This window comes from Streptomyces sp. RP5T, from assembly GCF_003933965.1.
Taxonomy (GTDB): domain Bacteria; phylum Actinomycetota; class Actinomycetes; order Streptomycetales; family Streptomycetaceae; genus Streptomyces.
Genome location: NZ_RSAJ01000033.1, coordinates 10,716 through 31,052 on the forward strand (window position 1 = coordinate 10,716; position 20,337 = coordinate 31,052).

The following is a 20,337-nucleotide window of genomic DNA, read 5'->3' on the forward strand; positions in this document are numbered from 1 at the left end:
CTGGATCACTGGGTGCCCAGTTCTTCGGAAGTGGTCAAGTGGTCCTGTGCCAGCCTGGGTTGACCAGCACCTTGTTGTCATAGCCGTGCACGCCCGCGTAGACGTACGGCTCAGGGAGCTCTCCGGTGGTCACCCTGGTGTCGTAGTTCCCGGCGCCGATGAGGTAGGTGAGCAGGTTGCTGTTGCGGATGACGCCGCTCTTCGGGTCGATCTCGTAGACGTAGCCGTTCGATCCGGCGACCACGACCTGCTGGTGGAGCGCCAGGCTCACTCGCTCGTAGCCGTGCAGGCTCGCATACCAGGGCTGCTTCCAGGTCTGCAGGTTCACCCCGTACACGTAGCCGTGTACGCCCACGAACAGTGTGGTGCCGTCGGTCGCCAGCCGGGTGTCGTAGTCGCCGGCACCGATAGGGTCCGTGACCAGGAGCTGGTGCAGCAGGCTCCCCTTGACCGGGTCGATCTCGTAGACGTAGCCGTTCGATCCGGCGTACAGGCGGCCCCGGTCGAACAGCACGCTGGCCGGTGCGTACCCCTTCAGGCTCACGTACCAGGGCTTGCCCCAGGTCTGCAGGTTCACCCCGTACACGTAGCCGTGTACGCCCACGAACAGAGTGGTGCCGTCGGTCGCCAGCCGGGTGTCGTAGTCGCCCGCCCCGATGGAGTCCGTGACCAGGAGCTGGTGCAGCAGGCTCCCCTTGACCGGGTCGATCTCGTAGACGTAGCCGTTCGATCCGGCGTACAGGCGGCCCCGGTCGAACAGCACGCTGGCCGGTGCGTACCCCTTCAGGCTCACGTACCAGGGCTTGCCCCAGGTCTGCAGGTTCACCCCGTACACGTAGCCGTGTACGCCCACGAACAGAGTGGTGCCGTCGGTCGCCAGCCGGGTGTCGTAGTCGCCCGCCCCGATGGAGTCCGTGACCAGGAGCTTGCGCAGCACGTGCCCCCCGACCGGGTCGATCTCGTAGACGTAGCCGTTCGATCCGGCGAACACCCGCCCCCGGCAGGTGAGCGTGCTGACCGGGTTGTACCCGGCGCTTTCGGCGTCCTCGCACCAGACCGTGGCGAGCTCCTGGTCCCGCGACACCACACCGAGGCGCGGGGAGAAGCATCTGAACAGCAGGTCCTCCAGGGTGGACTTGAAGGCGGGGAACAGGCTGTCCGCACAGAAGGCCCGCTGGGTGTCGTTCCAGGCTTCCAGGGTCTGCAGACCAGCTTGGGTGGAGTAGACCTGCGTCGGGAACTGGTCACGGATCTTCTGGGTGGTGATGGAGGTGGCGCCCTTCTCGATGGTCTCCCTGATGGCTTCCCTTGACATCCGCGACGCCGTACCGGTCACCCGTACCCCCTCGCTGCCGTTGCCGCCGGTGAGGAGGGTGGCGTCACCCCACACCTCGTAGGGCTGTTGGTGGTCCGGTGAGGCGACCCACAGGGAGTGGTTGTTGTAGTAGTCGTGCAGGTTGGCCGAAGCGAGCTGCGCCGCAGCGCTGGAGAGGAACAACAGGTACCTCTGATACGTCCCGTCGAGGTCGCCCGTCGGGTCGGCCACGAGCCGGCTGGCCGCGACGCGGTCCTCCACGGACAGCGCTTCCTGAGCGGTCTGCGGGTCGTCGGAGGGTCCCGGGTAGCCCGGTTCGTACATCCGCCGGCCCGCCAAGCCCGGCTGTCGGACCGTGGTCATGTCCTTGATGAAGTCCCAGTCCGCCACCGGGATGTCCGTGCTCGCGACCCACTCGATGAACCACTGCATGATCAGGGTCTTGTTGATCAAGTGCCCGGCCGCGAAGGAGTCCTGCAGGAAGTGGTCCGCGTAGCCCGCGAACTTCCAAGCGCGTCGCGCGAGCTCGTCGTCGTGCCGCTCGTGCGCCTGCTTGGCCAGGTCCCGGGCGATGAGGTGCGAAGTCTGCCAGCGGTACCAGGAGAACGGGGCGAAGTGGCAGGCGTTGCGCGCCAGCAGCCCCTGGTAGTGGTTCTCACCGCGAACGCCCATCCCACGGGTCAGCTCGTCCAGTCCCGTCGTCTCGACCACGTTGTTGATCTGACTGATCTGCCACGGTTCGCACGCCGCCCTCGCGAATCTGACGTTCGGATCGTTTCCGGTCCGCAGCAAGGTGAGCTTGTTGTAGCACTGCTGCCGGATTACCTGCAGGATAGGGATCAGAACGCCTTGCGGCAGACTGTCGAACGCGGGGGCGTCGGGAAGGTAGTCCGGCAGGGCGTTGAGCTCCCCGTAGGTCGCGAGCACGTTGTCCTTCCCCAATCGGAGCGTGCGGATCCACGGGCACAAACCCTCCACCTGCTGCTCGTCGACCTTCAGCGGGTCGTCGCGCCAAAGCCCGAACAGGCGTATCTCCCGGTCGAGCACCGCGTCACGCTTCGCATCCCTGGCACAGATCGCCACGAGGTCGTCAACGGGCACTTCGCCCAGTGCGCGGTGCTCGTAGGACGAGTGACGCTGGATCACCGTCGAGAGTCCGGGCTCCACCGTCACCGGCCTGAGGCCCGGGGCGACGGCGCGGCGCCCACGCGCGAGCAGTTCGGCGCATCGCTGCGCGTCGCGCTCCGCCGGGCCGGCCGTGATAGTGCCCGGCCCGGCGGCGGCACGCGCCTGCTGGACGACGTGCGCCGCTTCGTGGGCGAGCAGTCGGAACCCGGGAGTGGTGTCCGGTCGGTAGGCGCCATCGCGGAAGAAGACGTGACTGCCGCAGGCGAACGCTTCGGCGTCAACGGCGCGGGCGGCCCGGTCGGCGTCGGGGCCGGTGTGCACCTGCAGGGCGGACAGGTCCGTGGCGAGGCTGCGCCCGAGTCGGTCGAGCACATCGGGCGGTACCCGGTCTCCCTGCCCGGTGAGTCGTCTCAAGTCTGCGAGTGCTGCGGACATAGGTGTGCACCTCTGGAGGAAGCGAAAGCGCGGGAACGTACGCGAAACCACTCGGGCTGAATCAGCGGCGTATCAGCGGCGTGACGCTCGGCCGCGACGCGACCTCGCGTGACCCGGCAGCGTTGGTCGATGCTCCTCCAGGCTATGCCCGCAGTCAGAATTGCGGCAAACGGAGCAAAACCGGCATCCGGTAAACCCAGGCGCAAGTCCGCCCCCGCTGAGCGCTCCCCGGTGGCCGCAGTGCCGGCCAGGGCGACCGCCAGTCGCGGGAAGGAGGTGCTCCCTCATTCCAAGGCGCGGGACTCTCCCGTTCGTGCTGCCGGGCGGTCGGCGAAAGGTGCGTCCGGGCGGGGTGCCGGTGCTGACGGTCGAGGTGGACCGCTCCACCATGGCCCCGGCTGACGTCGCCGCGAAGTTCCCCCGGTACCGCGAGCTGTTCCGCGTCAAGGTCCGCGACAACGACCCGGCCCTCGCCGACCGGGAGTTGGTGGAGCGCACGGTGCACTGGTGGCGCCGGATGGTATTTCGTTGGTCTTCGCTCCGATCTCGCGGAGGCCAGGGTGATGCCGTCGCCGTGGCGGACCGCGGACAGTACGAACAGGCGGCTGCCGTCGGGTCGGCGGGCCCCTCGCAGGCATTTGCCGTCCGCCGCCAGAGCCGGGCGGCGCGGGGTGGGGCCGTCGTGGTCCTGTGCCACTCATCCCTGACGGGCTGACCGAACGGGAACAGCGCCGCGCTCACCGGTGAGACCGGGCGGGGTGCAGGTCGCTTGCGAGAGGAGCGGGCGGAGGTAGGCGAAGCCCGCCACGCTGGTCTCGCCCGGGTCGAGCAGGCCCAGGAGACGACGCAGGGTCTTCTCGCTCGGCACGCGGAAACGGCCGGTGAAGATGTTGTACGGCAGCTCGAAGGCAGCGAGTTCGTGAATGGCCGCAGCCCGGCGGCTGGCACGCTGCGCTGGTTTTCTGGCCTCGCTCGTGGGTGTGGTTCAGCGCCTTCTCCGGCGGCGTCGAGGTGATCGATATCGGCTGGGCAGGCTGACATCAACGGGCGGCCTACGGCGCCGCGCTGTCGGCCAGCCACTTCAGGGGCTGGAGGGCCAGCGCGACGAGCTGGCAGAACGCCGCACGGCCCTGAGCGCGCAGGCGGCCGAGGCCGACCGGGCCCTGGCGCTCACGGAGAACGGTTCGGGAATGCGGCCGATCACTCGGAACGTGTTCGGCGGTATCCCTCGGATATGACGGACGCGGAGTGGGCCGTGGTCCGGCCGCTGCTGCCGGTGCCGGGCTGGATGAGGGGCCGGGGCGGGCAGCCGGAGGCGTACTGCCACCGGGCGATACTGGACGCGATCCGCTATCTCGTGGACAACGGCGTCAAGTGGCGGGCGATGCCAGTGGATTTCCCGCCGTGGGACCGGGTCTACGCGTTCTTCCGCCGCTGGCGCGACCACGTGCTGGTCAGGGAGTTCCACGACCGGCTGCGCGGCCGGGTCCGCCAGAAGGCGGGCCGGGATGCGGAGCCGACGGCCGGCGTGATCGACTCGCAGTCCGTCAAGGCGGACGCCGTTGTCGGCGCCGACAACCGCGGCTTCGACGGCGGCAAGCTGATCAACGGCCGCAAGCGGCACGTCGTGGTCGACACCCTGGGCCTGCTGCTGGGCGTGATGGTCACGAGCGCGGACATCGGTGACCGCGCCGCCGCGAAGGTTCTGCTAGCCAGGGTGGCCGACGCCCACCACCGGCTGGAACTCGTCTGGGCCGACGGCGGCTACACCGGCAACCTCGTCGAGCACTGCCTGGCCACGCTCGCCTTGGTCCTGGCGATCGTCAAACGCAACGACGACACGCGCGGCTTCGTGGTGCTGCCCAAGCGGTGGATCGTCGAGCGTCTCTTCGCCCACCTGATGCGCACCCGCCGCCTGGCGCGCGACTTCGAACGCCGCACCACCAGCGCCGAGGCGATGATCTACTGGTCGATGACCATGGTCATGACCCGCCGCCTGGCCCGCTCACATTCTGCGCGAGCGTGAACCGGCCCGGCGCCGGCTCGGCCAGCCAGCCCCGCGCGACCAGGCGTTTCGCCTTCGACCGCAGCGCCTCCACCTTGGCCGGCACCACGTCCATGCCGAAAACGGAGGCCATCTCCTGGCAGGTCAGCGGACCCTGACCGAGACGGACCCGATCCGCGAGCACCCTCAGCATGCGCTGATAGTCCGCCGACAGTGCCGCCCAGGCCAACCCCTCCCGCCGCACCGGAACCTGCGACTTCGACTTCGCTGCCACAAGCGGTGACGCCTGCACCTCGACTTGCGACCCGGCACCGCCCGGCACGTCGGCGACCACCACGTCAGCCGGACTCCCGCCCTGCGCGGACAGCACCGCACCGACACGCTCGCGGGCGATCGTCCACTCCAGCCACTCCTGCTCGGCCGTCGCGAGCTCGGCCTGGATCCGGTCGGCCTCCTCGCGCAGCCCGTCCACACGACGACGGGCGGCAAGCTCGTGCTGTTCCAGCAGTCCGACAACCGACGGCATCCGCGACCTCCACGGGAGCAACGAAACGACGATCCATCACTCCCACACCACCGCCACCCCTACCCCTGACCAGCGAAAACGCAGCCGTCAGACTCGGAAAGACAACAGCGTCTGAGGCAGCCATGGCATCCCCGTTCAACCGGTCTGGAATCACTCACGGTATCCGACCCGTACCTCGCTCGGGAGACTGATGGCGTTCATTGCGGCAAGCCGCAATGCCATCTCTGATCAGGCGCAATGACCGCCCCAACCGCTGGCGTGACTCTGTCGGAAGCAGCCGTCGTTCGCGGCCGGCTCGCCTCCCCACCGTACGGAGGAAGGGCGTGTCGTACCGCAACTCGGCGTGTCGCGTCCCGGAGCTCGTCTTCGCACTCTCCCGGCCGTCGACCACCGCCTGCCGGTGACCGCCTTGGGGGTTTGCGGGACTCCCGCGGGACTCCTTCCAAGCCATCGAACTGATCGGACAGTTGAGCGATTCTCGTGGAGCCGCGGCACATGAGGCGGCACATGAGCCATACGAAAGGGGGTGCCTGCCATGTCCTTCGACCAGGTGGCGCGCCACGTTGGGGAGGCGCCGCCCCTCTTACACGCCGGCGCTGCCAGCACCGCCGACATACTTGCGCAGAGCGGGTTCGCCACGCGTGCCGACTTCGGTCAGCACTTCCTGCGCTCCGCGGACACCGCCCGACGGCTGCTGGAGTGCGCCGAACTCACCGCCGCAGCACAAGTCCTCGAAGTGGGCGCAGGCCTGGGCACGCTGTCAGCGGCTGTCGCGGCCTCCGGCTGCCGGATCTGGGCCGTGGAGAAGGATGTACGTCTCGGCGGGATTCTGCAGGACCGGCTGCGGCCCTTCGGCCGGAGGGCCCGCATCACGATCGGCGACGTGCGCGGCATCGACTTGGACCGCGGGCTGGACGAGGGCAGCGTACTCGTGTCGATCCTGCCCTTTGACTGGGAGCTGTCAGCGGCGCTGGCCTTCCACGTGTTCACCGCCACCCGCAAGGTGTCGCGCGGAGTGGTGGTGGTGCCGCGCCGCACCCTGGAGGACCGCATCACCGCCAAGGTGGATGACGGCCTGCACTGGGAGGAGATCGACGGCATCTCCCGGGGTGAGTTCTGGCCGAAGGCTCCCGGAACGCTGCGGGTGGCCGCGATCCGGAGGCGTGGATAGTGCCCGCCCTGATCGTTACCAGCGACTTTCACTCCGCCGTTCCCGAGGGGCGCGGCTTGCTGGCCGCACTGCGCCAGCGGCGGGCCGACGGTGCCCTTGTGGTGGACGCCGGTGATTTCTTCGGCGGCAACGCTTTCCACGAGTTCTCCCAAGGCTCCGTCGAACAAGGGCTTCTGACAGAGCTGTACGACGCGCTCGTGCCGGGCAACCACGATGTTGCCGACCTCATGCGCCTTCAGTGTCCGGAGACGTTCCCGCCGGTGGTGTGCGCCAACGTGCGGCCGCCGCAGGCCTTCGCCGGCCGTTGGGAAAGCGGCATCGTGCTCCAGGCGCGGGGACAGCGCCTGGGGATCGTCGGATACCTCGGCCGGCAGGCTTTCGAGGCGATCCCGCTTCGAGAGCGATCCGGGTTCAGCTTCCACGAACCGACTGCGACGCTCCTGGCCGGCGAACGGGACCGGCTGACAGCAGCGGGTGCTGACGTCGTCATCGGCATCAGCCACAGCGGCTTCGTCCACGACATCGCCGACCAGGACAAGGGCTGGCCGCTGCCGATCGTCGTTTCCGGACACTGCCACAGTGCCTGGTACCACTGGTCGTCCCAGGGACGTCATGTGATCAAGGCGCCGGAAAACGGGCTGGGCCTCGTCCAAATCGACGTGGCGGAACCCGGCAGCACGCGGATCACCGTGGAGACCTTCCCCAGCGAACCTCCACAGCCCGACGGCCTGGACCCCGTCGTGGCCGCGTACCACGCCTGGGGGTCGGCGACGCTCGGACACCTTCCAGCCGTCTTACCGTCCCGCACGGACGTGGCACGCGCCGCGACCGAACAGGCACGAACGGCCATCGGCAGCGAGGCGTTCGTCCTCAACCTGGCCAGCTTCCGGACCGGACTGCCACTCCAGGTCACACGCCAATCTCTGGCCGACTGCGCGCCCTTCGACACGGACCTCGTCCTCCTGGACGGCGCGCACACCCTTGCGGCCCTCTGCGACCAGGCGCGTGCCCTGGGCGAGGAGCCCGTCACTGCCCAGGCTTCCCACCTGAGGCCCAGTGGCGAGTGTGCCGTCGCGACCACCCGCTATCTCGCCGACCGGCTGAATCTGCCGGCCCGGTCTCTCACCCCGCCGCGCACCCTTCGCGGCGTCCTCGCTGATCTCCTGCAGGAGCTGTCATGAACGACCTGCTGGTCCTGGATGCCCCTGCCGTCACCCACGGCCCGACGGCGCCCCGGGAGTTCGCCGCCCAACTCAGCACGAGGGGCAACGGCCGTGCTCTCGTCGGCTTCACGGACCCGACCGATCACCTGCGCAACCTGGAGCTGGCGCTCGGGCTGCTCTCCTCGCTCGGCCCGGTCCTGAGCGTCTATCCCAACGACGGCTGCTGGAGCGATCTGAGCGTACGCACCACCGTCGACCCGGGCCGGACCCACGGCACTGGAGAGAACCGCCTCCACGTGGACCTCGTCGACCGCGCAGAAAGCCCGCGCTACATCGCCCTGTACTGCGTCCGCGCCGACCCCCACGGTGGCGGGGCCTCAGCCCTGTCGGATCTGTGGGCGGCCACCGAAGCCCTCACGGCCACCGACCAGGACCTGCTGCGCCGCCCGGTCTTCGGCTACTTCTCCGATGAGGGGGTGCACGGCGTCGGCAGGAGCCTGGCCCGGTTCGCCGTGCTGCCTCCGAATCTGGACGGCCGTGCCCCGATCCGGTTCACCAGCAAGATGCTGCCCCACCTGCATCGCGGCGAGCTCCTCGACACCGACGGCCCCCTGGCGTCGCGTATCGCTGCTGCCTTCGAACGCCTGGTGGACGCCGCCTACCAGCACCGTGCCACGGTGCGTCTGGCCCCCGGGCAGCTGCTGGTGTTCGACCAGTGGCGGTACGCCCACGGCCGGATGCCGTTGGCCGGGAACCAGGCCGGGCTTGCGCAGCAGGAGCGGCGCCTGCTGAAGCAGACCTACGTCGCGGCGGCAGGGGGTGCCCGGTGATTCTGACCGGCTCCGCCATCAAGGAAGCCGTCGAGCGTGACGAGATCACTTTCGACCCGTTCGACGCCGACATGATCAACCCCAACAGCGTCAACTACCGCCTCGGACCCCAGCTCAAGGTGCAGACGGGCCCGGTGGCAGACCCGCACAAGCCGGCACAGCTGGACACGATCGATCTACCCGCCGACGGCTACGTCCTGCAGCCGGGCATCACCTACCTCGGCGCGACCATCGAGCGGATCGGCAGCCACCGCTACGTGCCGAGTCTGATCGGCCGCTCCTCCCTGGGCCGTCTCGGCTGCTTTCTGCAGGTCTCCGCCGATCTCGGCCAACTGGGCTCCGTGCACCAGTGGACGCTGGAGATCGTGGTCGTCCAGCCGCTGAGGGTGTACCCGGGCATGAGGGCAGGCCAGGTCAGCTTCTGGGAGCCGATCGGCCAGACCATGCCCTACCTCGGCACCTACGGGCACCTCAGCATCCCCTCCGCCTGGTCACCGCGCGCGGTCGCCGGGGATGTGCGCACAGCGGAGGTTCCCGCGTGATCCTCACCGGCCCCGAGATCCACCACCGGGTCACCACCAAAGAGATCGACATCGATCCCTTCGACCCCGGCCATCTCAGCCCCAACTCCTACGACCTGCACCTGGGCACCAGCATCGGGTGGTACACCCGCCGGGATCTCGACTGCGCCCGTGACAACCCGTTCGAACACCACACCATCCCGGCCGAAGGCCTGGTGCTCTCCCCGGGGCGGATCTACCTGGCGTCCACCGCGGAGCGGGTCGGCAGCGACGTCTTCGTGCCGATCATCCGTGCCCGCTCCTCGATGGCCAGGCTGGGCCTGTTCGTCCACGTGACCGCCGACCTGATCGACATCGGCTCGCACGGCCATCTCACGCTGCAACTCCACGCCGTACAACCCGTGCGTATCTACCCGCGCCTACGTGTCGCCCAAGTGACGTTCTGGCAGGTCAAGGGAGATATCGAGCTGTACTGCGGCAAATACCAGGCAACCGGCGAACTTCCGATGCCCTCACAGCTCCACCGTGACTTCCGGGGGCGGTGACCCGGTGCCCCTCACACAGGAGGACGAGCGTGTCGTCGCGGTGATCGCCCACCCCGACGACGCCGAACTGATGGCGTACGGAACGCTGCGCCGCTACCTGCAACTCGGCGCCGCGGTGACCGTGGTGATGGCCAGCCGCGGTGCCAGTGGTGTCTCCCTCGCCGACGCCGCCCGCGGCTTCAGCCTCGCTCCGCAGGTCCGCTGGCACGAGGTCCGCCAGGCCTGGCACGGAACGGGCGCCGAGGTCACCTGTCTCGAGGTGACGGACGGGGCGCTGCGCGCCGACCGCGACCTGATCTCGCGGGTGGAAGGCGAACTGGTCCGCCTCGGCTGCACGACGCTGATCACTCACAGCCCGACGGCGGCCAACGACCACCAGGACCATCTGGCACTCGGCAAGGCCGCCTCCAACGCCGCCACCCGCGTGGCCTCCTGCCACACCGTGCTCTACGGCCAGCCGCACGCGCCCCGCAGCGGCTTCCGTCCCACCGTCCTCGTCGACATCAGGCCCTTCCTCGACGAGAAGGTCCTCGCCTTGTCCCGGCATCAGAGCCAAGGCGGCCGCTGGTACCTCAGCGAGGACTACACCCGGCACCGCGCGGCCGACGCCGGCTGGCGGCTGCGGCCTGCCGCAGCCGTGCTGGGCCGCCCCTTCGAAGCCTTCGAGACCCCTTTGCTCACCCTGCTGCACCCGCCCTCGGATTCGGCGGAAGAGGAGTGCCCGTGATCTACATCGAACAGCCGCCGTTCCTGCCCTGGCTCGGGTTCTGTGAGGCGCTGATCGGCTGCAGCACCGTCGCCCTGTACGACACGGTGCAGTTCACCGAGCGCGGCTGGCAGAACCGCAACCGCATCAAGACCGCCCACGGCGTCACCTGGGTCACCGTGCCCGTCGCACGCCGCCACGGGCAGCTTCTGCGCGAGACGCAGATCGCCGACAGCTTCAACCCCACCACCATGCTCAAGGCCCTCCGCCTCGCCTACGCCCGCACCCCGCACCTGGAGGAAGCCCTCCAGGTGATCGCCCCACCACTGTCGGCGGGCCACCGCTGGCTGGTCGACCTCAACCTCGACCTGGTGACACAACTCGCCGTCGTCTTGGGCGCGCAGAGCACGCTGCGCCTGACCTCCGAGATGCCCATCCCCGACACCGCCGACAAGAACGAGCGCCTGGCCCACATCTGCGCCCACACCGGCGAGCAGCAGCTGTGGGCCGGCTCGGGCACCCGCCAGTACCTCGACACTTCCGCGCTCGCCCAGCACGACATCTCTGTCACCTGGAACGAGTTCACCGCCCGCCACCCCAACTACACCCAGGCCTGGCCCCGGCAGGGCTTTGCCCCGGGCCTGTCGGTCATCGACGCGGCCTGCGCGGTGGGCTGGGCCGGCCTTGCCGTCATGCTGCGCGCCGCCTTCACCGCGTACCAGTCCACCTCACCACGGGGAGAGCCCCGATGACCCGCCCCCGCATCATCACCGGCATCGACCTGCCCCTGGAGCCGTCCTGCGGCTCCACCATCTGGGCGAGCGACGTCTACCAACGGCTGTCACCGCACTTCCAGGCCACCTTCCTGGCGCTGCCCGGCTCCGGCACCTGGAAGCACAACTTCGAACAGACGCGCACCCTCACCACGGTGAAAGCTCCGTACGGGCCGCAGTTCGATACGTATACGGCGGAGCTGACCTGCGAAGTCGAGAAGATCCTGCGCACCCGACGAGCTGACGTGATCCACGCCCAGCATCTGGGATTCGGCCTGTCACTCGCCTTCGCCCGGGCCGTCCGCGGCACACCAGTGATTTCCATCGCCCACGGAACCGACGTCATCGCCGCCGCGGACAGTGAGCAGGCCCGCGCGGCACTCGTCGAGATCGTCACGGCGAGCGCGGCTGTGGTCGTGCCCAACGAGGCCATGGCCGAGCAGGTCAAGGCCCTCACCGGCGGGCAGTTCACCGACCGGCTCGTGATCATCCCATGGGGTATCCCCCTGCCTGCCGCGCCCACAGTCCAGCCCACCGACGGACCAAGGCTGCGGCTGCTGCACGCTGGCCGTCTGGACCCCAACAAATCCACCGTCACCGCGGTCGAGGCGCTGGCGCTGACCCGCCACGACCACCACCTGACCGTCATCGGCAGTGGCAGCGAACTGCCTGCTCTGACCGTGCGGGCCAGCGAACTCGGCCTCACCGGCCGCGTTCAGTTCATCCCATTCCTGTCGCGCGAGGACCTGTGGACGCGATTCGCCGACTTCGACGCCTTGCTCTTCACCACCCGCCAACTGGAGGCGTTCGGGCTGGTCGGCGTCGAGGCACAGGCCCACGGCCTGCCCGTCCTGTTCAGCGACCTGCCCGGACTGCGCGACACCCTCGGCTCCGGCGCCCTGCCCTACACCGCCGGCGACCCATCCGCCCTGGCCGCCGCCATCGACCAGATCGCCGACGCCCCCGAAGCACGCCAGGCACTGCGTACGGCCGCGACCGCCAACGCACGCCGCCACGACATCGCCACGACCACACGGCAATTGCATGCACTCACGACCAAGGTGATGGGACCCGCACATGCCTGACACTCCGCTGTACACCAGCCAGTTATGGCCCCCCGTGCGGCCCCGGGCCGTCAATCCCGCGCTGACGACAATGAACCTGCTCGAGAGCCTCGGCTTCGTCGGCCGGACTGCCGCCACCGGCGTCCACGCCCTCCTGCCGCTCGGCCTGCGTGTCCATGACCGCCTCTCTCGCATCGCCCGCGACGCCTTTGAGGACCGCGGCGCGAACACCGTCGCCTTCCCCACCCTGCAAAGCCGCACCCTGTGGGAGGAGTCGGGCCGCTGGGACGTCTACCAGGCCGAGGGCGCGCTACTGACCACCCGCAGCCGCAGCGGCGAAGACATGTGCCTGGCCCCGACCTCCGAGGAGATCGCGGTCGCCACCGTACGCGAGCACCTGCGCTCCCACCGCGACCTGCCCGTACGCCTCTACCTCAGCACCGCCAAATTCCGCGACGAACTCTCCCCACGCGGCGGCCTCATGCGCGGCCGCGAGTTCGTCATGGGCGACGCCTACACCTTCGACACCAGCGCCGAAGGAATGCGCACCTCGATCGACTTCCTCAACGCCGCCTGCCGCGCCGCCCTGCTGGGCATGGGCCTGACCGGCGTGTTCCAGGCCACCGCCGACGGCGGCTCCATCGCCGCCGGCCCCTCTACCGAACACCTCGTCCTGGGCGACATCGGGCAGAGCAGCACCCTCGCCTGCGATCACTGCGGTCACCGCGGCGACGGGGCCGTGATCTCCGGCCGACCCACGGCCTGCGACGACCCCGTCGTCAACGTCATCGCCTTCGTCCTCACCCGACCGGACGGTTCCACGGCTCCGGCGGCCGTGGCCATCCGCTCAGACCTCAACGTCAGCCCACGTAAACTCGCCGCCGCCTCCTGCGCCGCGCGCGTCGACCTCCTGGACGCCGACGCGCTGCCGGGCCTGTTCGGCAAACAGGCGGGGACCCTGACGCCCTGGGACTGCACCCACGCCGAGCTCTACTTCGACACCTCCGTCGCCCAACTCGACGACTTCTCCATCTCCGACGGAGCCGACGGCCTGCGCCGGCACCTGTCCTGGGCCGGCGCACCCGGCCTGCCCCCGCTCACGCCGGACGGCACCCCCCTGCACCGCGCCGCCGAAGGCATGGGGTGCGGCCGCTGCGACGACGGCAGCTACCACACGATCCGCACCATCGAAGTCGCCCACGTTTTTGAACTCGGCACCCAGTACTCCGCCCCCATGGGCCTCACCGTCCCCGACGCCCAGGGCAGCCGCGGCCCCGTCCACATGGCCTGCTCCGGTATCGGCATCACCCGGTGCCTGCAGACCCTCGCAGACCTCCACCGCGACCACCACGGCCTGCGGTGGAAGCCAGGATGCGGCCCCGCAGATCTCCACCTCATCGTGCTGCGAGCCGACCTTCCCGAGATGCGCCAGCGCACCGACCAAATCGTCGGTCAGCTCCAGCAGCACGGTATCCGCCTGCTCGTCGACGACCGACCTGAAGCAGCCGGTGAGAAATTCGCCTACGCCCGCCTGGTCGGTGTACCCCACGCCCTGGTCCTCTCCCCGCAGCAGACCGACGGCACTGTCGAGTGCATCGACCGATGGACAGGCCGCCAAGAGCCGATGCCTCTCAGCCAGATCCCCAGCCTCTCCAGCGGCGCCCACTAATCGATACACCGAAAAAGGACGTCCGGGTGATGCCATCGCGAGCCGCTTCGGCATCATCCAAATTCGCACGCCTGGAAACAATTCAAAGTCACATCAGAAACGCACGAGCGAACTGGCCGAAAAACGGGGCCAATTACTCTTGCCGCGTTGACTGTCCGATCCCTTCGCATCTAATCTCGGGTAGTACCGACGGGTCGTAGCTCAAGTGGCGGAGCACGGCAAAAGTATTGCCGCGGAGCCGGTTCGAGTCCGGCCGACCCGACCAACTACAGCAGCACAGACACCTGATGACCGGCTGGCGGCCCGGCGCTCGCCACAGCGGCCAGTCGTTCAAAGACCACTACCAAACGAACCGGATACGGTGGAATGAAAATCGGGATCACCGGCGGCGGAAGTGCCGGGCATGTTGTCCCCGCTCTCGCGGTAGCAGCCCAGCTGAAGCACGACGGCACACACGAACTCGTCTTTTTTGGCCGCCCGGACAGCATCGAACATGAATACGCGAAGAAGGCGAATATACCCTTCCGGTCGGTCCCATCAGCAGGGCTGAAGCGCTACGGCTCGTGGAGCAACCTGCGCATGCCGTTCACGGTGCTGCGCGGCATCGGCGCCGCTGTCAAAGCCATGCGGCACGAACGCCCGGATGTCCTCATCAGTAAAGGCGGCTACGTAACCGTCCCCGTGGGCGTGGCGGCCTGGCTCTGCCGGGTGCCCCTGGTCATTCACGAGTCGGACCACTCCCTGGGCCTGGCGAACACGATCCTCGCCCGCATGGCCGCCCGGGTCTGCCTGTCCGTCCCGTCTTCCTCCGCCACCCCCCGCTGGCTCACCCGGAAGACCGTCGTCACCGGGCTTCCACTGCGCCACGACCTCGCCGACGGCAACCCGGAGCAACTGCGCCAGCACTTGGGCCTCAAGCCGCACGTTCCAGTTCTGCTGATCTTCTGCGGAAGCCAGGGCTCCACGCGCATCAACGAGGCGGTCCGCAGCCAACTGAACAATCTCTGCGCACGGTTCTCGGTCATTCACGTCTGCGGCACGGGAAACCTCGACCCCGCCCTGAAGTCCGTCGAGAACTACCGGCAAGTGGAGTATCTCCACGAAGAGATGACCGACGCGCTGTGGCTGGCCGACCTCGTCATCGGTCGCGCGGGGGCAACAACCCTCGCCGAGATCGAAGCCCTCAGCAAACCGGCCGTACTCATCCCTCTGCCTGCCTCCGTCAGCCGCGGCGACCAGCTCGACAACGCCCACGACTACGCCAGCCGCCACCCCGGCCGATGCCTCGTCATCCCCGACCACGAAGACCTGACGGACGGAACCAAACTGACCGACGCGTGCCTGCGTCTGGCCGCGGAGTCCGGCGAAATCCAACAGCCCGACCCTGCAGAGATCCACCGCGCCGCCGGCCTGGTCGCCAACGAGACCCTGGCGGTGGCCAGGCCGCGGCGCACCCGCAACCCGTAGCGCTCAGCCGTCGTGGTGCCCGTACATCGCCAGGATCTCCCTCTGCGTCTCACCCCGGTGATAGACGTGCCAGTGCATGTGCTTCGACTCCTGGTACAGGCCCTCGTTCGTGGTGATCGAAGCGGCGCCGTGCTCGGCCCTCACCTTCCCCGCGACTTCCCGCACGACCTCCATGACCTCATGGAGGAGGTCGGCGTTGTCCCCGAGGTCTACCAGGGACGGGATGTGCACCTTGGGCACGACCACGATGTGCACTGGATGCGATGGCTTGGTGTGGTGAAACGCCAACACCCTGTCCGTCTCCGTCACGACGTCGATGTCTGCCAGCCCAGGAATGGCCTGGTGGCAGTAGAAGTCTGAGATCGCGGCGGGCGCGGCAGCAGAGGTCACAGTGAGTCACTTTCCGATTCACGCGGTAATGGGGCCGCCAGATTACCGTCAGCCTCTGCTGTCCCACTGCTGACCAAGAAAACCACGTCCTGCCAGAGCAGGAACCTCGAAACAGTGTTCCATTTTTGAAAGGTGGCGGGTTATCGTCACGCTCTGAGAGATCTTGTACGGAGGTGCCCCGGATGGAGAACACTGCACGCCGAGGCCGCCCGCCGGGTATCCGGACTGCCGAGGGGGAGTTGACGAACCGCCAGGCGGCGATCGTCCGATGCATCGCCGAGGCAGTCCTACGGCAGGGGTACCCGCCGTCGATGCGGGAGATCGGCCAGGCTGTGGAGCTCGCCAGCACATCCTCGGTCGCCTACCAACTGATGGCTCTCGAACGCAAGGGCGTCCTCTACCGTGACCCCCACCGTCCCCGCGCCTACCGCGTACGGCCGTCGTGGGCACCCGACCTCGGAGGACGAGGTCATGCCCCCGTGGACGTGCCACTCGTCGGCCGGATCGCCGCCGGCGCACCCCTACTCGCCGACGAGATGGTCGAGGACGTTTACTCCTTGCCGCGCCAGGTCGTAGGCGACGGCGACCTGTTCGCCCTGACCGTGTCCGGCGACTCCATGATCAATGCAGCGATCTGCGACGGCGACGTCGTGACCGTACGCCGCCAGGACAGCGCCGACAACGGCGACATCGTCGCCGCACTTTTGGATGACGAGGCCACCGTGAAGGTCTTGAAACGGCAGGACGGACAGGTGTGGCTGATGCCACGCAACCCGTCCTTCGAACCGATCCCCGGTGATGGCGCACGGATCCTCGGCAAGGTCGTCGGCGTTCTACGGCTTCTCTGAGCGGCAGAAATCCCGTGGATGTGGACCGGTTGGTCATGCCAAGCTGTCACCTACCGAAGGGGCGTAGCTCAGCTGGCCAGAGCGCCGGTCTCCAAAACCGGATGCCGCAGGTTCGAGTCCTGCCGCCCCTGCCAGACGTCGGCGAGCGGGCCGTACACAGCCCGCACGCCACTGTCAGACCCGGCAGCGCTGGTCAAACTGGTCGAGTCCGCCCAGGCGCGGTGGCGCGCGATCACGCGAGCTCACCTGGTCCCCCTGGTCCGCGCCGGGGAACACTTTGAGAACGGCATCCGAGCGGTCCGAGGGGGCGGCGTGAAGGACATGTTCGCGGCGCTTGACGCGTTGACCGACCGCGATCCGAACCGTCGGGACGTTGCCGCTGCAGTCCTCGGGGACCTCCTGCGCGGCACCGCGCTCGACACGGACACCGCCTGCCTGGTCGTCGGACGCCTGGTCAGCCTGGCCATCATCGAACCGGAAACCAAGGTTCGCGAGTCCGCCCTGAACTCGATCAGTGAGGCCTTCAACCACCACCGCCTGCCCCTGGACCTCGTCGAACCGCTGGTGAACGCCATGCCGACGATGGAACACGAGCTCCTCGAATACGCCCTCTACGTCCTCGGCGCCACTCACGACCTGCGGGCCCGGCCGCTGATCGAGTCGTTCCTCCACCACCCCGACCCACGGGTGCGCAAAGATGCCCGGCTCGCAGCGGCCGAGATCACCGCGCCGAAAGGCCCCATCCACAACTCTTGACTACTGCTCTTCAACCAGTCGCGGCACATGCTTACGGTTCGACGCCAGATCGTCTCCTGATAGTGCCAGAGTGGCTGTATGTGTGGTCGATACGCATCCACTCGCAGCCCGCAGGAACTGGCCCCGCTCTTCCAGGTGCCCGACGTCCCGGCGAAGGAGACGCTCGCGCCGAACTGGAACGTCGCCCCGACCAACGACGTGTGGGCGGTCCTGGAGCGCTCACCCCGCGGCGAAGACGACAGCGACAAGGTGCAGCGGGAGCTGCGACCACTGCGCTGGGGCCTGGTGCCGTCGTGGGCGAAAGACGTGAAGATCGGCGCCCGAATGATCAACGCGCGGGTGGAGACAGTGCACGAGAAGCCCGCCTACCGCCGCGCCTTCGCGCGGCGCCGTTGCCTTTTGCCCGCCGACGGCTTCTTCGAGTGGGAGCAGATCAAGGACCCCGGCACCGGCAAGGTCCGCAAGCAGCCGTACTTCATCCATCCCGAGGACGAGCAGGTGATGGCCCTGGCCGGTCTGTACGAGTACTGGCGCGACCCGGCCGTGAAGCAGGACGACGACCCGGCCGCCTGGTTGATGACCTGCACCATCATCACCACCGAAGCCACCGATGCGGCCGGCCGCGTCCACCCTCGCATGCCGCTCGCCCTCACACCCGACCACTACGACGCCTGGCTCGACCCCACCCACCAGGACCCCGACGAGCTGCGGGCCCTGCTCGGCCAGCCGGCCGAAGGCCACCTGCAGGCCCGGCCCGTCTCCACCGCCATCAACAACGTCCGTAACAACGGGCCCCAGCTCCTCGACGAACACCCCGCGTGACGCCTGCCGGCCCTTGCGCGCCGCGTACAGGCGAGTTCGCGCGGATAACGAGCGCGGTGCGGGCAGGTGTGGCAGGGTTGACGCAGGCTGGCTCCGTCGCTCTCCCCCGTAGCGACGGAGCCAGCCTCACTTTGTGCTCCCGCGCGCCCGCTCCGGTGAGAAGCGTTCGTCGGACACCTGGCGCAGGTCGGCATACATCCGCAGCCGCACACCTGGCTGTCCGGCATCCCGGGTGGTGGGCTCGGCGGCCGTCGTCGCCCACATGCGGGCGATCGCCGCGTGAAAGGCGAGAACGGTGGCATCGTCGCAACCCGCCACGTCGATGACGAGCAGGCCCGGTTCGGACAGGTGAGCTTCTCGGATCGGATTCACGTCTGTCAGTACGTGCTCGGCACGGCGGAGGTTCTGCGCCAGGCGCGGATTCACCCAACCGGGGCACTGTCAGTGCCGGCATCTACCGTCAGGGCATGACCAGTTCACCGAACTCCCCTGACCAAGCATGGGTGTTACAGGTCACCATCTGGGCGGCACCAGCCGCCGATCCGCAATGGAAAGCGCAGCTGAACCGGCTCCGCACGATCGCATCGTTCGACGACACCACGAAGACGTGGCAGGCGCGCCTTGGCGCCCTCGATCTGGACGGGCTGGACATGCTGCAAGCTCTCCTCGACGCCGCCAGCGCCCATGGCACCCGGGTGCGTCTTGACCCTGCGCCCGTTCCAGAAGGCTGGGAAGGCCCCGTCTTCACGAGGGGGCCGGACGTGGCCGCTCTGCTGGAGGCACAGGCCGACCACCGTCGGCCGCTCGGTCAGTTGCCGCTGCCTTGAGGAGACCGCGCCGGGCGAGGACTGCGAGCACGTGGTCGGCGACCTGGAGGTAGTCGGCGCGGGTGCGGCGCTCATCCGCGATCGCGTCGAATACGTAGATCGGCCGAGCGATTTCCTCGCGTGCCGGTCGTCCGCTGTCGTCAGGGACGCGCAGGTCCCGATATCCGTCCTGAATCATCGGCGCTTCCCGGCAAAGGGGTGCCCACCATCGCCTACCGCTGTCGCGCTTATGTCGCACGACGGCCGCGCGCGTCCTCTGCACGGCCGCCTCGGTCCCGCTGCCGGATTGACGAGGCCCGGCGGCTGACGGCGAGGGCAGCCGGGTAGAGCACCTGGTGCCCGTAGCGGGCGCGGGCGCGGTCGGCGACGGCTTCAAGGGCAAGGGGTTTGTCGTCGCCTGCGTCGAGGGCGAGCTGCCGGGTGGTCCGGGCGGCGGGCCGAAGCGCATCGGCGCGCAAGGCGATGCCGCGTACCCGGGCGCGCTGGAGCCCGAGGGAGTCGTACACCCCATAGGCGGTCCGGGCCAGGACAACGGTGTGCTGGGTGGCTTCGGGCAGGGTCCGGCTGCGGCGGGTGGCGCTGCCGTCGGCGTAGCGGATCGTGCAGGTCACGCCCGTGGCGATCTGGCTGGTGGCGCGCAGGCGGGCACCGAGGTCGTCGGCGAGGGCGAGCAGGGCGCGTCGGTGTTCGGCGGGATCGAGTTCGTCCCGGGCAAAGCGGTGTTCGCTGCTGATGCTCGCGGGGGCCGGGGTGGGGTCGACGACCGTGGTGTCGTGGCCGCGGGCGTGTTCGTGGAGGGCGCGGCCGGCGCGGGCACCGAGGATGCGCTGGAGGGTGTGCTGGGGGACGTCGGCGACGTCGCCCACGGTGTGCAGGCCGTACTCGCCCAGCAGTCTGGCCGTTTTCGCGCCTACGCCGGGCAGTTCCCGTACGGGCCGGGGCCGCAGGAACGCGGCGATCGCCTCGGGGGAGTCGTCGATGACGGTGCGCCGGCCGAGCGGGGTGAGGGCGCAGGCCATGGTGGCGAGCATCGGGGTGCCGGCCACGCCCGCCGAACTGCACACCCCGAAGTAGGCCAGCGTCCGGAGCTGGACGAGTTCGGTGATGCCGCGGGCATCGCGCTGCCACCACCGCATCGCCCCGGTGAGATCGAGGAGGGCACCGCCCTCGAGCATCTCCACGCGGGGGGTGAAGTCCTCCAGCAGGCGGCGCAGCCGTTCGGGGAGTTCCGCGTCGGCGTCGGGGGACAGGTCGAAGGCCAGGCGGAGGATTCGGCGGCCGCTCATCATGATCACCCTGCGCTTCCCTGGCTTCGGTGGCCGAGCCGGCGCAGGTCCGCGGAGCGGGTCCCGGCCGGCTGCAGATCGGCATAGGGG

Annotated in this window: 21 protein-coding genes and 2 tRNA genes; 18 read left to right on the forward strand and 5 right to left on the reverse strand. The window is 68.8% G+C overall.

Annotation, left to right across the window (positions count from 1 at the left end):
• Window positions 1–34 precede the first annotated feature (34 nt).
• Window positions 35–2,878 carry a DUF4157 domain-containing protein gene (locus EHS43_RS06010; RefSeq protein ID WP_125189488.1) on the reverse strand — a complete coding sequence of 948 codons (2,844 nt, stop codon included), beginning with the start codon at window positions 2,876–2,878 and terminating at the stop codon, window positions 35–37.
• A 352-nt stretch (window positions 2,879–3,230) separates the two neighbouring features.
• Between EHS43_RS06010 and EHS43_RS06015 the strand changes: the two genes are divergently transcribed.
• Window positions 3,231–3,593 (forward strand): hypothetical protein, encoded by a 363-nt coding sequence (locus EHS43_RS06015; RefSeq protein ID WP_125189489.1) that lies wholly within the window; start codon window positions 3,231–3,233, stop codon window positions 3,591–3,593.
• A gap of 519 nt (window positions 3,594–4,112) precedes the next feature.
• Window positions 4,113–4,904 (forward strand): IS5 family transposase, encoded by a 792-nt coding sequence (locus EHS43_RS06020; protein ID WP_125189490.1) that lies wholly within the window; start codon window positions 4,113–4,115, stop codon window positions 4,902–4,904.
• Here EHS43_RS06020 and EHS43_RS06025 read toward each other — a convergent pair.
• The gene (locus EHS43_RS06025) at window positions 4,861–5,409 is read right to left on the reverse strand and encodes a hypothetical protein (protein WP_125189491.1); all 549 of its coding nucleotides are present in this window, start codon (window positions 5,407–5,409) and stop codon (window positions 4,861–4,863) included. The genes EHS43_RS06020 and EHS43_RS06025 overlap by 44 nt on opposite strands.
• Before the next feature lie 535 nt (window positions 5,410–5,944).
• Here EHS43_RS06025 and EHS43_RS06030 point away from each other — a divergent pair.
• The 11 genes from EHS43_RS06030 (at window position 5,945) to EHS43_RS06080 (ending at window position 15,318) form a co-directional block, all read left to right on the forward strand.
• Entirely contained in the window at window positions 5,945–6,580 is a 636-nt protein-coding gene (locus EHS43_RS06030) for an rRNA adenine N-6-methyltransferase family protein (protein ID WP_125189492.1), read from the forward strand.
• Entirely contained in the window at window positions 6,580–7,761 is a 1,182-nt protein-coding gene (locus EHS43_RS06035) for a metallophosphoesterase (RefSeq protein WP_125189493.1), read from the forward strand. Before EHS43_RS06030 ends, EHS43_RS06035 begins: the two co-directional genes overlap by 1 nt.
• The gene (locus EHS43_RS06040; protein WP_125189494.1) at window positions 7,758–8,573 is read left to right on the forward strand and encodes a TauD/TfdA family dioxygenase; all 816 of its coding nucleotides are present in this window, start codon (window positions 7,758–7,760) and stop codon (window positions 8,571–8,573) included. The genes EHS43_RS06035 and EHS43_RS06040 overlap by 4 nt, the downstream gene beginning before the upstream one ends.
• On the forward strand, window positions 8,570–9,115 hold the full coding sequence (locus EHS43_RS06045; protein WP_125189495.1) for a 2'-deoxycytidine 5'-triphosphate deaminase: 546 nt from the start codon (window positions 8,570–8,572) through the stop codon (window positions 9,113–9,115). Before EHS43_RS06040 ends, EHS43_RS06045 begins: the two co-directional genes overlap by 4 nt.
• On the forward strand, window positions 9,112–9,639 hold the full coding sequence (gene dcd, locus EHS43_RS06050; protein WP_125189496.1) for a dCTP deaminase: 528 nt from the start codon (window positions 9,112–9,114) through the stop codon (window positions 9,637–9,639). The genes EHS43_RS06045 and dcd overlap by 4 nt, the downstream gene beginning before the upstream one ends.
• 4 nt (window positions 9,640–9,643) lie before the next feature.
• Window positions 9,644–10,366 (forward strand): PIG-L deacetylase family protein, encoded by a 723-nt coding sequence (locus tag EHS43_RS06055; protein WP_260470400.1) that lies wholly within the window; start codon window positions 9,644–9,646, stop codon window positions 10,364–10,366.
• Window positions 10,363–11,097, forward strand: a complete 735-nt coding sequence (locus tag EHS43_RS06060) for a WbqC family protein (protein WP_125189497.1) — start codon at window positions 10,363–10,365, stop codon at window positions 11,095–11,097. The genes EHS43_RS06055 and EHS43_RS06060 overlap by 4 nt, the downstream gene beginning before the upstream one ends.
• Complete coding sequence (locus EHS43_RS06065) at window positions 11,094–12,203, forward strand: glycosyltransferase family 4 protein (RefSeq protein WP_125189498.1); 1,110 nt, start codon at window positions 11,094–11,096, stop codon at window positions 12,201–12,203. The genes EHS43_RS06060 and EHS43_RS06065 overlap by 4 nt, the downstream gene beginning before the upstream one ends.
• 70 nt (window positions 12,204–12,273) lie before the next feature.
• Window positions 12,274–13,851, forward strand: coding sequence for an aminoacyl--tRNA ligase-related protein (locus tag EHS43_RS06070; protein WP_260470401.1), 1,578 nt, complete (start codon window positions 12,274–12,276; stop codon window positions 13,849–13,851).
• A 190-nt stretch (window positions 13,852–14,041) separates the two neighbouring features.
• Window positions 14,042–14,116, forward strand: a tRNA-Thr gene (locus tag EHS43_RS06075).
• 101 nt (window positions 14,117–14,217) lie between these two features.
• Complete coding sequence (locus EHS43_RS06080; protein ID WP_125189500.1) at window positions 14,218–15,318, forward strand: glycosyltransferase; 1,101 nt, start codon at window positions 14,218–14,220, stop codon at window positions 15,316–15,318.
• 3 nt (window positions 15,319–15,321) lie between these two features.
• Here EHS43_RS06080 and EHS43_RS06085 read toward each other — a convergent pair whose 3' ends face one another.
• Window positions 15,322–15,708, reverse strand: a complete 387-nt coding sequence (locus tag EHS43_RS06085; RefSeq protein WP_221740722.1) for an HIT family protein — start codon at window positions 15,706–15,708, stop codon at window positions 15,322–15,324.
• A gap of 182 nt (window positions 15,709–15,890) precedes the next feature.
• Between EHS43_RS06085 and lexA the strand changes: the two genes are divergently transcribed.
• The 4 genes from lexA (at window position 15,891) to EHS43_RS06105 (ending at window position 18,134) form a co-directional block, all read left to right on the forward strand.
• A complete protein-coding gene (lexA, locus tag EHS43_RS06090; protein ID WP_125189501.1) occupies window positions 15,891–16,556 on the forward strand; it encodes a transcriptional repressor LexA in 666 nt (221 codons plus the stop codon).
• 57 nt (window positions 16,557–16,613) lie between these two features.
• Window positions 16,614–16,690: transfer RNA gene (locus tag EHS43_RS06095), tRNA-Trp, on the forward strand.
• Window positions 16,691–16,868: 178 nt separating this feature from the next.
• The gene (locus tag EHS43_RS06100; protein ID WP_125189502.1) at window positions 16,869–17,312 is read left to right on the forward strand and encodes a hypothetical protein; all 444 of its coding nucleotides are present in this window, start codon (window positions 16,869–16,871) and stop codon (window positions 17,310–17,312) included.
• 78 nt (window positions 17,313–17,390) lie between these two features.
• A complete protein-coding gene (locus tag EHS43_RS06105; RefSeq protein ID WP_125189503.1) occupies window positions 17,391–18,134 on the forward strand; it encodes an SOS response-associated peptidase in 744 nt (247 codons plus the stop codon).
• A 126-nt stretch (window positions 18,135–18,260) separates the two neighbouring features.
• Here the strand turns inward: EHS43_RS06105 and EHS43_RS06110 are convergent, their stop codons facing one another.
• On the reverse strand, window positions 18,261–18,560 hold the full coding sequence (locus EHS43_RS06110) for a DUF6207 family protein (RefSeq protein ID WP_260470402.1): 300 nt from the start codon (window positions 18,558–18,560) through the stop codon (window positions 18,261–18,263).
• A gap of 41 nt (window positions 18,561–18,601) precedes the next feature.
• Here EHS43_RS06110 and EHS43_RS06115 point away from each other — a divergent pair, with 41 nt between their 5' ends.
• Window positions 18,602–18,961, forward strand: coding sequence for a hypothetical protein (locus tag EHS43_RS06115; protein ID WP_125189504.1), 360 nt, complete (start codon window positions 18,602–18,604; stop codon window positions 18,959–18,961).
• 227 nt (window positions 18,962–19,188) lie between these two features.
• On the opposite strand, the gene EHS43_RS06120 is transcribed toward EHS43_RS06115, so the two are convergent.
• Window positions 19,189–20,247 (reverse strand): hypothetical protein, encoded by a 1,059-nt coding sequence (locus EHS43_RS06120; protein WP_185806128.1) that lies wholly within the window; start codon window positions 20,245–20,247, stop codon window positions 19,189–19,191.
• Window positions 20,248–20,337: the final 90 nt, after the last annotated feature.